The 14,316-nt window shown below is 49.5% G+C and carries 15 protein-coding genes; 8 read left to right on the top strand and 7 right to left on the bottom strand.

Annotated elements, in window-relative coordinates; genetic code table 11:
- Positions 1-14: 14 nt before the first annotated feature.
- Complete coding sequence (locus tag VQ071_RS13205; RefSeq protein WP_340514476.1) at positions 15-422, top strand: dihydrofolate reductase family protein; 408 nt, start codon at positions 15-17, stop codon at positions 420-422.
- A 672-nt stretch (positions 423-1,094) separates the two neighbouring features.
- On the opposite strand, the gene VQ071_RS13200 is transcribed toward VQ071_RS13205, so the two are convergent.
- Positions 1,095-1,442, bottom strand: a complete 348-nt coding sequence (locus VQ071_RS13200) for an EcoRII N-terminal effector-binding domain-containing protein (protein WP_340514474.1) — start codon at positions 1,440-1,442, stop codon at positions 1,095-1,097.
- Positions 1,443-1,618: 176 nt separating this feature from the next.
- On the opposite strand from VQ071_RS13200, the gene dcm reads away from it, so the two are divergent.
- From dcm to VQ071_RS13185, 3 genes are read left to right on the top strand one after another with little or no spacing between them, the layout of a single operon-like run.
- A complete protein-coding gene (gene dcm / locus VQ071_RS13195; RefSeq protein ID WP_340514472.1) occupies positions 1,619-2,896 on the top strand; it encodes a DNA (cytosine-5-)-methyltransferase in 1,278 nt (425 codons plus the stop codon).
- Positions 2,889-3,347, top strand: coding sequence for a very short patch repair endonuclease (locus tag VQ071_RS13190; RefSeq protein WP_340514471.1), 459 nt, complete (start codon positions 2,889-2,891; stop codon positions 3,345-3,347). The genes dcm and VQ071_RS13190 overlap by 8 nt, the downstream gene beginning before the upstream one ends.
- A gap of 26 nt (positions 3,348-3,373) precedes the next feature.
- A complete protein-coding gene (locus tag VQ071_RS13185; RefSeq protein ID WP_340514470.1) occupies positions 3,374-4,591 on the top strand; it encodes a type II restriction endonuclease in 1,218 nt (405 codons plus the stop codon).
- 426 nt (positions 4,592-5,017) lie between these two features.
- Here the strand turns inward: VQ071_RS13185 and VQ071_RS13180 are convergent, their stop codons facing one another.
- Entirely contained in the window at positions 5,018-5,269 is a 252-nt protein-coding gene (locus tag VQ071_RS13180; RefSeq protein ID WP_340514469.1) for a helix-turn-helix domain-containing protein, read from the bottom strand.
- 347 nt (positions 5,270-5,616) lie between these two features.
- On the opposite strand from VQ071_RS13180, the gene VQ071_RS13175 reads away from it, so the two are divergent.
- From VQ071_RS13175 to VQ071_RS13165, 3 genes are all read left to right on the top strand, one after another.
- A complete protein-coding gene (locus VQ071_RS13175) occupies positions 5,617-5,910 on the top strand; it encodes a hypothetical protein (RefSeq protein WP_340514468.1) in 294 nt (97 codons plus the stop codon).
- Positions 5,911-6,020: 110 nt separating this feature from the next.
- On the top strand, positions 6,021-6,980 hold the full coding sequence (locus VQ071_RS13170; RefSeq protein ID WP_340514467.1) for a sigma-70 family RNA polymerase sigma factor: 960 nt from the start codon (positions 6,021-6,023) through the stop codon (positions 6,978-6,980).
- A 75-nt stretch (positions 6,981-7,055) separates the two neighbouring features.
- Positions 7,056-7,481, top strand: a complete 426-nt coding sequence (locus VQ071_RS13165) for an SRPBCC family protein (RefSeq protein WP_340514466.1) — start codon at positions 7,056-7,058, stop codon at positions 7,479-7,481.
- A gap of 75 nt (positions 7,482-7,556) precedes the next feature.
- Here the strand turns inward: VQ071_RS13165 and VQ071_RS13160 are convergent, their stop codons facing one another.
- Positions 7,557-7,982, bottom strand: coding sequence for a VOC family protein (locus tag VQ071_RS13160; protein ID WP_340514601.1), 426 nt, complete (start codon positions 7,980-7,982; stop codon positions 7,557-7,559).
- Between the two features lie 152 nt (positions 7,983-8,134).
- On the opposite strand from VQ071_RS13160, the gene VQ071_RS13155 reads away from it, so the two are divergent.
- Positions 8,135-8,893, top strand: a complete 759-nt coding sequence (locus tag VQ071_RS13155) for a hypothetical protein (RefSeq protein WP_340514465.1) — start codon at positions 8,135-8,137, stop codon at positions 8,891-8,893.
- A 61-nt stretch (positions 8,894-8,954) separates the two neighbouring features.
- Here the strand turns inward: VQ071_RS13155 and VQ071_RS13150 are convergent, their stop codons facing one another.
- The 4 genes from VQ071_RS13150 to VQ071_RS13135 form a co-directional block, all read right to left on the bottom strand.
- Positions 8,955-9,938 carry an aldo/keto reductase gene (locus VQ071_RS13150; RefSeq protein WP_340514464.1) on the bottom strand — a complete coding sequence of 328 codons (984 nt, stop codon included), beginning with the start codon at positions 9,936-9,938 and terminating at the stop codon, positions 8,955-8,957.
- Between the two features lie 86 nt (positions 9,939-10,024).
- Positions 10,025-10,765, bottom strand: a complete 741-nt coding sequence (locus VQ071_RS13145) for a hypothetical protein (protein ID WP_340514463.1) — start codon at positions 10,763-10,765, stop codon at positions 10,025-10,027.
- A 159-nt stretch (positions 10,766-10,924) separates the two neighbouring features.
- Positions 10,925-12,652, bottom strand: a complete 1,728-nt coding sequence (locus VQ071_RS13140; RefSeq protein WP_340514462.1) for a sensor histidine kinase — start codon at positions 12,650-12,652, stop codon at positions 10,925-10,927.
- Complete coding sequence (locus VQ071_RS13135; RefSeq protein ID WP_340514461.1) at positions 12,649-14,241, bottom strand: response regulator transcription factor; 1,593 nt, start codon at positions 14,239-14,241, stop codon at positions 12,649-12,651. Before VQ071_RS13135 ends, VQ071_RS13140 begins: the two co-directional genes overlap by 4 nt.
- Positions 14,242-14,316 lie beyond the last annotated feature (75 nt).

Below are 14,316 nucleotides of genomic sequence, written 5' to 3'. Positions count from 1 at the left end.
GAGGAGCAACAAGGATGACAAGAAGAATTATTTTAGATCTGGCCGTTACATTGGATGGGTATATCGAAGGGAAAAACGGAGAAACCGATTGGTGCATCATGGACCCCGAGATGGGCTTCAATCAATTCTTGGATCAGATTGATACGATTATATATGGAAGACAGAGCTATGATCAATGGGGACAATATGTGCCAGGGAACGATCAATCTTATGATGGAGCGAGTCTGATTACAAGCTTTATCAATGCAGGACTTGTCGATGAATTCAGGCTATCCGTTCACCCGGTTGTGTTGGGAGAAGGAAAGCCGCTGTTTATTGATATTAGGCAGAGATTGAATTTGGAATTGGTTCGTGCGAGAACGTTTTCTTCTGGGGTTGTGCAGGTTGTTTATCGTTATGATGAGATCGAAATAGTGAACTGAGGATAGAAACCTTAGGATGATCGCTGGTTCTTACTCCGACGAGCTCGCATTCGCCATATGCCTTCACATTTCATCATAGGGGATGTGCATGAAACTCTATGAGAAATATGGGTTCGAAATGAAGGAAATGATGGTGCGGCGTGCGGAGCAGTAATACAGGAGTAAATGCCTGGTAGGTGGAGTTGTAATGACTGTTCCTTAGGTTGTGCTAATAAATGCATCCCTTTGATTTCATCGGCAAACTGCCTGACTATCGGCTGCGGTGTGGCGAACAACAAAACCGAGACAAGCGTGGTTAGTCAGCTGATGTGAGCCGACACAAACCCTATTGGACGGATACGTCCGGCAGTTTGACGCCATCAGCCTCGGTCGCGGTGGGGACTTCTAACGCCGAATAAGAATGGTTGATCCCAAGGGCAGCTACAAATATATTTTGCGGTAAGGACATAAAGCCATACTAACAAATAAATATATTTTTTGAGACTCGCTTTCGATTAGGAGCGCTTCGATACTTACTTTGTTATTACTCCTTCTGAGGAAAGGGGTCAGTATCTAAAATATTGGCAGGAAACGTGGTCTATGATATATTTGATTAAAAGAACTGTTTTTTAAAAATGGTTGCTCGAGACCTCCATTTTTAAAAGCAGTTTCTTTTTGTTAGTGATTCTCCAATCAAATTCCCTTAAGGTGGTTTATTTTCAACAATCCATCAGTAGATCGTTCAAGTACAATAGTATCTCCTGCCCTTAGACCATACAAATTGAAGTATTCATTCATTGGTGTCAATCTATACTCATCTCTTGTTCCGCCGAAATACACATTATTATAGTAAATGAAATCAAAAGTCCACATCCTTCCGGACGCATCTTGGAAGGAATGGGTAGATCGTGGATTTAGTGTATCATATCCTAATCTGGGGAAAAAGGAGATTGACTTCTTAAGAATATACATACCTGCTTGATGGGCGTCGGTTTCACTAACATCGTTTTTACTTAAAGTTTTTCTTAGAGTGTTTAACATCTATTAGACCTCCTTATCTTTAATATATATCGGCAAGAGTGTTGAAATTGTTTATTATGGATGATTGCTTATTTTTTGGGAAGATGTATTTACTGTTTGCGAAAATATGTTCTTATATGCTATTCTTATGTCAAAAACGTTCCCCCGGGGAATGCTTTTGACATGGAGGCTTTTGAATGAGAATTTTTAAAGATACTCAATTTGCGTATTTAAGAGAAATAACAGGATATTCTGTAAAAGAGGTTGCAAATTTACTGGGTAAAAGCGAACGAACTATTTACCGTTGGGAACGTGGTGAGGCAATTCCGGATGAAGATGTACTTATGGAGCTCAAGTCAATATATAATGTCCGATCCGGGCAGGGGAATAGTAATTTTAGCTTTAAGTTTATAGATTTATTTGCTGGAATAGGTGGTTTGCGAAAAGCATTTGAGTCAATTGGTGGAAGATGTGTTTTTACAAGTGAATGGGATTTGGCCTGTAGAAAAACATACCAAGCAAACTTCGAATGTGATCATCCAGTGAATGGTGATATACGTGATGTAGATTTAGACAGTGTACCTGAATATGACGTTTTGATTGCTGGATTTCCTTGTCAGCCTTTCTCAATAGCTGGTGTATCTAAAAAGAACTCTTTAGGACGACCGCACGGCTTTCATGACGTAACCCAAGGGACACTTTTTTTTGATGTAGCACAAATGATTGAGCGACACCGACCTAAAGCATTTCTATTGGAAAATGTTAAAAATCTGATTAGTCATGACAAGGGAAATACTTTTAAAATAATTATTAAAACCCTATGTGAAGAGTTAGGGTATAAAGTTGATTTCCGTGTAATTGATGCAAAAAAATTTGTTCCGCAACATAGAGAACGTATTTTTATTGTGGGGTTTAGAGAAGATGTTGGCTTTTCATTTGATGACTTGATACTTCCCCAGGCAGGCCCCAATCTAGGTTCAATTTTACACAAATCTGACGGTACAGAAGCTATTGAGCCTCCATACACAAACGAACCAAGTGGACTAGTTTCTGAAAAGTATACTTTGAGTGATAGACTTTGGGAATACCTGCAAAACTACGCAGAGAAACATAGAGCAAAAGGTAATGGATTCGGATATGGTCTATTTGGGCCAGAGGATATAGCTAGGACATTATCTGCTCGTTACTATAAAGACGGCTCTGAAATTCTTATTGAGCAAAAGGGCAAAAACCCCAGACGTTTAACACCCCGTGAATGCGCCAGACTTATGGGTTTTGATAAACCTGGTGAGAATTCTTTTAGGATACCTGTATCTGACACTCAGGCATATAAACAATTCGGAAATTCCGTTGCTGTTCCTGTAGTTGAAGCTGTGGCAGCACATATGTTGCCTCATATATTTAGAGCTATGAGATCACATAGGGAATCTGATCAGATGAAATTTATGTTTGAACAGGTTGAATCCTATGTCTGATATCGTGTCGTCCGAAAAACGAAGTCGTATGATGTCAAATATACGAGCCAAAGATACCAAACCAGAATTAATTTTAAGAAAGGGTTTATATAGACTTGGATTCAGATATCGCATTCATGACAAAAAATTACCGGGAAAGCCCGACATTGTCTTTCCACGTTACAAAGCTGTAATCTTTGCAAATGGTTGTTTTTGGCATGGGCATTCTTGTCATTTATTTAAATGGCCTTCGTCTAATGAAGAATTCTGGCACAAAAAAATTAACCGTAATAAAGAGGTAGACAAAGCAAATATAGAGCAATTAAAAAAAATGGGTTGGAGAGTCGGTTTAGTATGGGAATGTTCATTAAAAGGAAAACATCGCCTCGATAGCGAAGAAGTAATTGAACTGTGCGCACAGTGGCTTCAGACAACGGACATGCTATCTATAGAAATCGGTGGACAGTGTTAAATAACATGTTGCGAGGTATCTATCACATGCGGAGAGGCTTTCTTTCGCAATACTTTGTCGATCTAGCGAATAAGCGACTTAGTGCGGTTGAAGTCGACAAATCAGTTTCAAATCAGCATGAGTTTAACGGCAGCAAGCCTCTTAGAAACTTGTTTGGAGATAATCGTACATCACATGAAGCTCGTTTTCTCTGGATGGCAGGAGAAAACGAGGGGCTTTCGTGCAAAGGACAATTAACTTGGTATGACGCTCGTGAAAATCATCCAACGCGTTCTGAGTACAGACTATATTTTAAAAGTAATCTAGTCATGGATCAAGCAAGGGAAGCTGATTTGCTTATTGTAGCCAAGCGACCCGACGAAGAGGTTTTTATGATAGTTGTGCCCTCTGGCAGTACAATGGAGAGTCAATTACTATGGCTATTTGGTATTGAGCATGATAGTTTTGAATTCAGTTTTCAGTCTATTGAAAATGACAATGACCATGAAGTAGACTTTGCAGTAAGATACATTCTTGAAGAAATGGGTATAGAAATCCAAGAGACTGACAGCGAATATCTTGACAGCATTCTTGCACCATTTTTAAATACTGGTTTCCCAAGTACTTCTGTATTTTCATCTTTGGCCAGAAGAACATTTCATGGGACGTCTCCCTATGAAGAGCCTGATCAAACGTTATTAGGGTGGATCGAACATGAAGAAAGGCTCTTCAAGCGTCTTGAGAGACACTTAGTGGCACAAAAGCTTGAAGAGGGATTCAAAGATGATGAGGCCACAGATGTTGAAGGGTTTATCCAATTCTCACTTAGTGTACATAATCGAAGAAAATCTCGAGTCGGTTATGCACTGGAAAATCATTTGGAAGAAATTTTTAAAGTCCAAGGTATCACCTATTCCCGTACACCTATGACAGAAAACAAGTCTAAACCTGACTTTGTATTTCCTCATATTTCGAATTATCGTGATTTGAGTTTCCCTACGTCAAAACTCACAATGTTAGGAGTAAAGTCAACTTGTAAGGATAGATGGCGTCAAGTTTTGTCTGAAGCACATCGGATTGAAAACAAGCATCTGCTCACATTAGAACCGGGTATTAGCGAAAATCAGACTGATGAAATGGAATCAAACAACCTTCAACTTGTTTTACCAAAGCGTATCCATGAAACTTATAGGCCTCGACAACAAAAATGGCTGATGGACTTAAATTCTTTTATTCTATTGACTAGAGAGAAGCAGTTGAATTAAACGGCAAATGAGCCAGCTAGCTTTTTTAGACTTAACTATTGCATTTACGAGATGAGAGTAAATGCCTCAACCACGATGATGTTATAAATTAATAAAGATCGGCCAACTCGGCTAAGAGGCCTCGGTTGGCGATCTTTTTATTTTGCTTGATTAGCATCATTCCAGAGAGGCTCTTCTATCTATACTTATTTGATGGGCCGCCTGCTTAATGAGCGCTTTTACAAGAAATGAATCCACTTTTCGCTGCCACTGCTGCAAATCACCGGGCTTGGTGGGCAAACGATATTACGCATTCACAGGCAAAGTCATGGCTGTTAGCCGAATGCGAAGTACATGCTGTGTCTCTTCCTTTGATAACGTTTAGAAAGATAAGTAATTGACGTAGTCGTTATTATACAATGCTGAGACGAATAAGTCGTTTCAGGATTAATTTTGTTTCTCTGCGTATTCCCCTTCAATCATTTTGAAAAAGTCGGATGGCCTAATTTTTAGCCCCTTGCAAAGATCGAATATTTTTGTGACTGAAGGCTCGTTTCTACCTACCTCAATCATGGATATATAGGAGCGATCCACATCACATTCCTGCGCTAAATCCTCTTGGCTCATGCCTTGCTTTATCCTGAGTGCTTTCACGGTCTTACCGATAATTTGCTTGATGATAACGGGCTGATCGTTCAAGGAAAATACTCCTTTTCTGTCCATTATCAATTTGCTATACTAACCACAACAGATAAAGTATTAAACAAAAAGTAATTAAATTACATTTATCAGAAATTGCATTCATTATCCGAACGGTAGGGAGGGCCAACCATGCTCCACTTACTCCATCAGTATGAGGAGGAAAAGCGAAAGTTAAACGAGCTGGGGCGCCGGTCTTTGGAGCAGGGGATACCGTTGTATAGGAATGAGGCGGTACAGGCGCAGAGTCGGAAGGTGGACGAGCTGGTCGTTCAGTTGCATAAGAGGAAGACCGGACGCAAAGAGCGGCTGCGCAAATAAATGGAGGCTCGGAAAGGAAGACGGGGATGGAGGTTCCGGCATGGTTCCGAAATGCCATGCAGCAGCGGCTCGATGAGGTCGCTGCCCGCAGCGATGCAGACCCTGAGCTGCAGCAGGCGCGCGCCGAGGAACAGCAGGCATTCGCGTCGCTCTACGGCGGCATGGATACGGTGCAGTTTGCCAGATACATGGCTTGGGAAGACAGGCATCTGTTCAGGCGGGCGCTTGAACATGAACGTCTGTATATGGAAGGCGTTAAGGACGGTATGCAGCTCGCGGCAGCGCTGATGATCGATCCCGACAAATTGAACGAGGCATGATTCGTGCCCAGCCGCTTCAAGCTCGCGCCTATGAATTCAATTGAGGCTGTCCGCTTCATTGCATATAATGAAGGTACCGCCCTTCGGGGAGATCTTTAAGGGAGGCCGCGATGAACGAGACCGCCGCATTTGACGAACCTTTATTTGCAAGCTTGAAGCCGGGCTTAACCTCGTTCTGTTACCGAATGCTAGGCTCCATGGACGATGCGGACGATGCTGTCCAGGAGACGAGTATTCGGGTCTGGCAGAGCGGGAGTACGTTCAGACAGGAGTCTTCGTTCAAAACTTGGGTCTATCGGATTGCGTCCAACCTGTGCCTGGACAAGCTGAGACAATCCAAGCGCCGCGCGCTTCCCGTCGACCTGTTCGATCCGGCTGCCGCCATCGTAGAGCCGCGCGACACGCAACCGGAATCCTCCTGGATCTGGCCGTCCCCCGACTTTGGGGGCAATCCGGAGGATCGGCTCGTCCGCAGAGATACGCTTCAACTGTGCTTCATCGCGCTTCTGCAGACCTTGCCTCCGCGTCAACGCGCGGTTCTCGTTTTGAAGGATGTATTCGAATGGCCGTCCAAGCAGATCGCGGACACGCTCGCGATGTCGCCCGCAGCGGTGAACAGCGCCTTGCAGCGAGCCCGAGAGACGATGGACCGGGCGCAGCTTCGCTCCGATCAGCTTAGCAGCATGGACGTTCAGCCGGAGCAGGAGCTGCTGTCCCGGTATGTCGCAGCCTTCGAGCGATTCGATATTGCTGCGCTCGTCGCGTTGTTCCACGAGGAGGGCTGCATGTCGATGCCTCCGTTCGAGATGTGGATTCGTGGCAAGGAAGATTTGTCCGCCTTTTATTCGCTTACGCGCTGGCATTGCGAGGGCTCACGATTTGTGCCCGTTACGGTGAATGGCGGTTATCCGGCATTGGCCCAGTATATGCCGGGCAAGGAAGACGCCGGCCTGGTTCCCTGGGGCATCCACGTCATCGAAACCAAAGATAATCAAATTCTGCACGTTCAAAACTTCATCAGCGCCAAATTATTTGCGCGATTTGGGCTGCCTGCGCGACTCGACCGATGAATTGTGTCATTGGTTTACGTCTATACCATTGAGAGTAACCAAAGAACGATTATCATGAAAGAGGTGTCCATTTAAATGGAAACGAGTCAACCGACGAAGATAACCGTGCAAGTTGTCATTCAAGCCCCTGTCGAGAAGGTGTGGCGCTATTGGTCCGAGCCGGACCATATTACGAAGTGGAATCAAGCGTCCGAGGACTGGCATGCGCCGAGAGCCGAAAACGATCTGCGGATCGGCGGCCAGTTCCTCACGCGGATGGAAGCGAAGGATGGCAGCATGGGCTTTGATTTTGGCGGCGTATACGACGTCGTGAATCTGCATGAGGCGATCGGCTACACGATTGGAGACGGGAGACGCGTGGATATTGCGTTCGTCGATCAAGGCAACGAGACGAAGGTCATTGAGACATTCGACGCGGAAAGCTCCAACCCCATTGAGATGCAGCAAGCAGGCTGGCAGGCGATCATGGACAACTTTAAAGCGTATACCGAACAAAACTAATCTCGCAAAAAAGACGCCGCGGAATGGATACCCGGCGTCTTTCATTTTGCATCCAAACACGAGCTGTGCTCTCCGTTACTCTTGGCCTTGAGCCGCCGCGTCCATGTTCATGTAGTTGATCGCCCACAGATGGCCGTCCAAGTCCACGAAGCCCCAATGATACATAAACCCATGATCCTCAGGCTCCGCGTGCAATTTCCCGCCCAGGGAGACCGCGGTATTCACGATTTCATCGACCTTTTCCCGGCTCTCGAAGGCGAGTGCGATCGTCATCTGCGCATACTTGCTCGTATCGACGATTTCCCTCTCCGTGAGCGTAGTAAAGAATGCTTGGTTGATCAGCATGACCTGCAGGTTGTCGCCGACCACGATGGCTGCCGAATTCTCGTTGTCAGGGTATTGCGGGTTGAGCTCGAATCCGAGTCCGGTGAAGAATGCCTTCGATTGCGCTACGTTTTTGACAGGCAGGTTGAAGCTCGTGAATGTGGACGTTAATGCCATTTTCATACACCCCATCGTTAAATGAATTTGGTTGTTACTGATGCCTTCGATTATTTAGACGACAACCGTTCCGGAAATTCATCGGTCTAGTTGCGCCGGCAACCCGAATCGTGTAAATAAATTGATGTGAATGAGGCGATAGGGGTACGTTTATGAAAAGTAAAATCGTTTGGACGGGGATCATCGGTGCGATTGCAGCTTCCTTGTTCTTCATCACTTCCTCAGCCGAGAGCGTTGATCAGACGGATTCTATAAAAAAAGAACTTCTTGCTGATGGGGCTGATGTCCTGTCCGTCGAATTCGAAAATTCGAATTTAAAAGTTGAGCTGCATACAGAGAGCGATGGCTCCATGGCAACAAGCGAAGATATTAAAGGAATAAGAGCAACTCGGAATGTAGCAAGAATGGCGGCAAATGAAGACACCATTCATTCGATAACGGTAGCGTTGAAACGTGATGATGGAAACAGCTTTTACAAAGAAACGATGAATGACATTCGCAATATTCCGGCGTTTACAGCAGTACCCGAAGTGAAATTAGGAAACGATGAGTCGAAAAAACGGCTGGAGCAGGAGCTATCGGGTCATGCAGTCTTCCCGACTGCCGTCGAAGTTGCAGACTATGCTTTGAATGGGAAGCGCGCCTCAGTGTCGTTTATATCCGACGCAACGGCAGTGAATGCTCTCATCCCGCAAATCGAACAATGGATTACTCAATTAAACAAGGGACAGGGTACTGGCATTACCCAGTATGATTTGAATGTATATGATGATTCTAAAAAACTTCTCGTTTATTTGAGCGCTGATCTTGTTTATAAAGATACCTTGTGGTGGCAAAATCCGAGCTTGGGTTCGAGTACTTGGACGGGGCATGGTCCCAAGACCGCTGAAGATACTGCAACTAATACATGAACGATAAGCAGCGGATCCCAAATGGCGGGTCCGCTGCTGTATGTGAGCCTTCCGAACTAGCTCAGTAAGCCCCCCGAATATGCTCGCTGACCTGCTCCCGGTAGAACGCCCGCAGCCGCTCATGCTCTTCCGCAGTGAACGGCTTCGTCGTCAGCACGCCCAGGTTGTCCTCAACCTGACGAACGTTCTTGAACCCCGGGATCACGCAGGTGATCTCCTGGAAGTCCAGCAGCCAGCGGAGCGACGCGCGCGTCATGTTGTCGCGGCCTTCGGCGATCCAGCCGAGCTGCGACGCGAGCTCTACGCCTTTGGCGAAGGGGAGGCCGGCGAATGTCTCGCCTACGTTGAAGGCTTCGCCGTTCTGGTTGAAGCTGCGGTGGTCTTCGGCTTCGAACGAAGCATCCGCCGTGAACTTGCCGGTCAACAGACCGCTGGCGAGCGGCAGCCGGACGAGCAGGCCGACACCGCGCTCGGCGGCGCGGGGGAGGAGCTCAGCGATCGGCTTCTGCCGGAAGATGTTGAATATAATCTGCAGCGCCTGCACGCCCGACTTTTCCAGACAGAACAAGCCTTCCTCCACAGTCTCGACGCTGACGCCGTAGGCGCGGATCTTGCCTTCCTGCTGCAGCTTGTCCAGCACCTCGAACACGGCGCCCTGCTTCAGAATCTCGAACGGCGCACAGTGGATCTGATACAGATCGATCGTATCGCGCTCCAGTCGCTTCAGGCTGTCCTCGCACCACTGGCGCACCCGCTGCTCCGAATAGGTCTGCGGATCATGGATATCGCCCTGACGGCAGAACTTCGTGGCGATGTGGATCTTGTCCTCCTTGCCCTTGGTGGCGCGAGCGAGCAGCCGCTCGCTCTTGCCGTCGCCGTATACGTCTGCGGTGTCGAAGAAGTTGACGCCCTCATCCATCGCCTTGTCCAAGGCACGGAGCGACTCGGCGTCATCTGTCTGTCCCCAAGAGCCCCCGATCGCCCATGTGCCGAAGCTGACTTCGCTTACCTGCAAGCCCGATTTGCCCAGCGGACGTAAGTTCATATGCCCAACCTCCATCGTCGATCCGTGAATTTTCATCAACCGTATTGTAGCAGATGGGTGGTTGAATGCGCTATCACACTTGCCCGCTACATCAGTCCGGCTGCCTTCTTAATCCGCACGCGTTCGCTGACGATGATCGTCTTCAGCGCCTCGGTGCCATAGGCGCCCGCATTGAAGGCGTTCGCCTTTTCATAGTAGACCATCCGAAAGGACGTCCCGTCCTCCAGATGTACGCGCAGAAAGATGCCGTATTCGTTTTTCGTGTCCTTGTAGACCGTATCGAAGCCGACCAGCGTCAGCTGCGGCATCTCCCTGGCGAAGACGGCCGACGCTTCCGGCGCGAAGTCGCCGATCGGACTGCCGTCGATGCCGCTCTCCAAACTGATCTTTGCAATCTTCCCGTCGATGTCCCACAGGTCGCCGAGTGTCTTCGCATTCGGATTGCTATGGGCCTCATACACCTTGCCGCCCGCCATCAGGCGGTACGAGGGCTTGTAGCCGTTCATCGCATAGATCGCCGCGCCGATCGGCAGATAGGCGGCATCGCCGTTCTTCGCCTTATGGTCCGTACAGGCATGTTCGTTTAACGTATACGCGACCTCGCCGACCTTCTCGCCTTCCTGTCCGACTGCGATTTCCTTCGTTCCGTCTTGATTGGAGATATACATAATATCGTTCAGCATGAGAGAGTCGACCCATTCGATCTCGCCGAGGCATTTCCCCCAGATCGCGGCGATCGGATTATTCTTCAACTTGCATCCGGTCGCGGACAGCATCGTTGCCAGCACGAGCAAGGTCGCAGCCAGCCGTATCATCACCCGCATCATTGTTCACCTCATCTCCTAGACGTTTCCAAGTGAACCAAAGTTACATGCGATAATATTCGGTAACCTAGCTGTTCGTAAATTAGTCTAATCGTAAAGTGAAATTATTTCATTCTTGGAATTGTTGATCCTTATAGATTCCTCTTATTTATCTTATTAAATCTAGCAAATCTGCATCGGTATCCTCACCTTCATACACGCCCCGGGCCCCGCAACCGCCTCGATCGTCAGCCCGAAGTCGGCGCCGAAGATGAGTTTGATGCGTTCGTCGACGTGCTTGAGGCCGTAGCCGGCGGTCGGCGTGGAGAGCAGCTCCGACAGGCGCTGCGGCGCTATGCCCGGCCCATTGTCCCGCACGCTGAATTCGATCGTGTCTTCATGCAGTCGCGCCGAGATCTCGAGCAGACCCTTGCCGCCGTCCGTCTTGCGGTTGATGCCGTGCTTGACGGCATTCTCGACCAGCGGCTGCAGGATGAGATTGATCATGCCATAGGCGTAGATCTCCTCGTCGATGCTGTAGATCACGTCGAAGCTGTGCCCGCTCGTCGTCAGGATGATGTCCAGGTACGACTGCACGTTCACGATCTCGTCGCGGACGGAGATGATGTTGTCCCCGCGATTGAGCGCGGTGCGGTAGAATCTGGACAGGCTCGTCACCATATGGCTGATCTCCTGATCGTCGCTCTTGAGCGCCTTCCAATTGATGAAGGACAAGGTGTTGTAGAGGAAGTGCGGCGTGATCTGCGACTTCAACGCTTTGAGCTCGGCTTCCTTCTGGACGATCTTGTTCTTGTAGCCCTCGTTGATCAGCTCGTTGATCCGGTGCATCATATGACCGAACCGGTCGGTCAGCTCGCCGATCTCGTCCCTGGAGGTGTTCTGGATGCGCAGCTCGAGCTCGCCGCCTTCGGCCCGCTTCATCCAATTGTTCAGCCTGTACAGGCGCCGTATCATCGAATTGGCGAAGAGAGAGATGATCACGATCAGGATGAGCAGACAACTGCCGGCGATGATCAGCGTCGCGCTCACGATGCTGCCCGAGTCCTCGACGATGTCCCTGTAGGGCACGAGACAGTACAGCGTCCAGTCCGTGTGCGGGATCGCCTGCTTGAGCATCAGCATGTTCGTACCGCCGATATTCGTTTCGCCCATCCGACTGTTCTGTATTTGGCCCATCAGCGCGATCGTCCCGGTATCCATCACATGATTGGAATAGATGGACGCTCCCTGTCCATCCACCAGGAACACCCAATGCTGGCGCAAGGTATCGGGCAGATCGGCGAACAGCGTGCGGTTGTTCAACCGGATGTACAGCACATTGTCGTCGCTCACCGCTACGGCGGACCGGTCGGAGGCGTACAGCTTCGGGAACGGTCCGGCGAGGAACAGCTCATTGTTTTCGTGGTACCACTTCACGCCTTTGACCCGCTTCACGTCCGCGTACCAGGACTTGTCCTTGATCCGCTCGATCTTGTTGATATACTCGCCGTATTCGGGCAGCCGGCTGTTCGTGTAGATCGACAGCTGCGTCGTATCCTTGTTCAGATTCATCAGCATGTTCAGGTAAGGGTTGAGGAACTGGTTGAAGTCCAGGTACAGATTGTAAAGGTCCACATAGTGGTTGGACAGGATGCGCTGAATGACGTTGTTGTACAGAATCAGGCTGGACATCGTCTCGTAGTGATCCATGTTGGACTGGACGCTCTCCGAGATCACGTCCACGTTCCGCTGGAAGCTCTCCAGCGCCTGCTCGCGCAGGAAGGTTTTGGATTGATAATAGGAGTACATGCCCAGGATCAGAATCGGGATAATGCTGACGATCAGATACGTCAGAATGAGCTTCTGGCGGAACCGCAGCCGGTCGAGGAAGCGCCGGGCCAGCCGGATCATGGGAGATTCCCTTCCCGGATCTGTGTCGGCGTCTTGCCGTAGTAGTTTTTGAACAGCGTGCAGAAATAAGGGAAGTTCGAATAGCCTACGTCATGGCTGATATCGATAATCTTGCGGTTGGTCTCCTGCAGCAGCTCCTTGGCCTTCGCCAGCCGATGGATGGTCAAGTACTTGATCAGGCTAAGTCCGGTATGCTTGGCGAAAAGATGGCTGAGATAGCTGGGCGTCAGATACACCCGCTCGGCGATGAGCTCGACGGACAGATCCGACCGGTACTCCCGCTCGATGATCTGGATGACGTCCGCCACGACCTTGTGCACGGATTCCGAAGGGGGAGGCGAGGAGACGGGCGCCAGCCGCGCGCCGAACTGCTCGAAGATCGCGAGCATGACGTCCCGCAGATCCTTCAGTACCGCGGTCTTGTAGATCGTCTCCAGACTGTTTTTGAACAGCTCCTGGTCCTTGGTATTCGTAGACTTCAGGATCGAGCGCACGATCTCGGAGCAAATGTACTTCACGTAGATGACGGAAAAGCGATTGCTGTTTTTCAGATGATCGAACAGCGCCTCGAAGCGCATGCGGACGAGTCCGAATTCATGCCGCGCCAGAAGGCCGTTTATTTCCTCCAGCGTCTGCTCGATATACGGCGATTGCACGGCGCCCTGCTGCTCGTCCAGGGGCTCTGCGAAGCGGACGCCGCCTTCCTCATAGAAAAACCGGCTTTCCAGCACGGCCTCGACCTTCCGGTATGCGCTGCGCATGCTCTCCGCATCCTCGAACGTCTCGCTGACGATGACGCTCATCTCCTGCTGCGACCGCGCCTTGAACCAATCCATCGTCTCATGGCCGAGCGTGCCGAATCGCTCCGCGGGCTCTTCTGCCGGCACCTCGAGCAGGATGAGGCTCTGGTATTCGTTCATATTGATGATCGAGCTGGGATAGGGCAGCCAGTCGGTCAAGCGCTGCTCGAATTCGGGGTCCGCGGAGTCGAAGAACCGCTGTCTCGTATCCAGTATCATCATGCGGTAATGCCGTTCGCCGGCCAGATTGCCGCTGGGCAGCACCTGGTTCCATGGCGGCAGGGAGTGCCGGGGATCGCCTGCGGTCAGAGCGCCGGCATAGCCGCCGCTGCCCAGCAGATCGGCCACAATCCGATGCTTCTCCCATTGGATGCTCTTCTGATTGTCCTGGAGGAGCGACTGCTGCGCCTTCTCTTCCTCCTGGAGCATCCGGATCGCCTTCGTCAGCACGTCGAGGAAGTTCGTCACGTCAACAGGCTTCAGAATGTACTGAATGGCCTGCAGGTTGATCGCCTTCTGCGCATATTCGAACTCGCCGTAAGCGCTTAAGAAAATGATCTTGACGCCCGGCTGCACCGCGCGTACTTGCTCGGCCAGCTGCAGCCCGTCCATCTCCCGCATGCGGATATCCGTCAGCAGGATGTCGATCGGATGTTCCTTTATATATTGAAGCGCCTCTTCGCCGCTCGCCGCCTCCACGATCTCAAGTCCAAGGCCGTATTTGTCGATGAGAAACTTCACGCCGTCCCGCTCGAAGCGCTCGTCGTCTACGATCAGCATGCTGTACATGATGCGTGCCTCCCCCTGATTTCTATCCATCCGATGTGTTAATTCGATTATCAGGTTCAGCCGAAAGTCCCGTCA

Source organism: Cohnella sp. 56, assembly GCF_037963805.1.
Lineage (GTDB): Bacteria > Bacillota > Bacilli > Paenibacillales > Paenibacillaceae > Cohnella.
The sequence above is the reverse complement of the archived record's forward strand: the minus strand, read 5'-3'. Positions and strand labels throughout refer to the sequence as shown.

Coding starts and splice junctions, on each gene's coding strand:
- VQ071_RS13205 (WP_340514476.1), top strand. CDS start 15: ATGACAAGAAGAATTATTTTAGATCTGGCCGTTACATTGGATGGGTAT.
- VQ071_RS13200 (WP_340514474.1), bottom strand. CDS start 1,442: ATGTTAAACACTCTAAGAAAAACTTTAAGTAAAAACGATGTTAGTGAA.
- dcm (WP_340514472.1), top strand. CDS start 1,619: ATGAGAATTTTTAAAGATACTCAATTTGCGTATTTAAGAGAAATAACA.
- VQ071_RS13190 (WP_340514471.1), top strand. CDS start 2,889: ATGTCTGATATCGTGTCGTCCGAAAAACGAAGTCGTATGATGTCAAAT.
- VQ071_RS13185 (WP_340514470.1), top strand. CDS start 3,374: ATGCGGAGAGGCTTTCTTTCGCAATACTTTGTCGATCTAGCGAATAAG.
- VQ071_RS13175 (WP_340514468.1), top strand. CDS start 5,617: ATGGAGGTTCCGGCATGGTTCCGAAATGCCATGCAGCAGCGGCTCGAT.
- VQ071_RS13170 (WP_340514467.1), top strand. CDS start 6,021: ATGAACGAGACCGCCGCATTTGACGAACCTTTATTTGCAAGCTTGAAG.
- VQ071_RS13165 (WP_340514466.1), top strand. CDS start 7,056: ATGGAAACGAGTCAACCGACGAAGATAACCGTGCAAGTTGTCATTCAA.
- VQ071_RS13160 (WP_340514601.1), bottom strand. CDS start 7,982: ATGGCATTAACGTCCACATTCACGAGCTTCAACCTGCCTGTCAAAAAC.
- VQ071_RS13155 (WP_340514465.1), top strand. CDS start 8,135: ATGAAAAGTAAAATCGTTTGGACGGGGATCATCGGTGCGATTGCAGCT.
- VQ071_RS13150 (WP_340514464.1), bottom strand. CDS start 9,938: ATGAACTTACGTCCGCTGGGCAAATCGGGCTTGCAGGTAAGCGAAGTC.
- VQ071_RS13145 (WP_340514463.1), bottom strand. CDS start 10,765: ATGATGCGGGTGATGATACGGCTGGCTGCGACCTTGCTCGTGCTGGCA.
- VQ071_RS13140 (WP_340514462.1), bottom strand. CDS start 12,652: ATGATCCGGCTGGCCCGGCGCTTCCTCGACCGGCTGCGGTTCCGCCAG.
- VQ071_RS13135 (WP_340514461.1), bottom strand. CDS start 14,241: ATGTACAGCATGCTGATCGTAGACGACGAGCGCTTCGAGCGGGACGGC.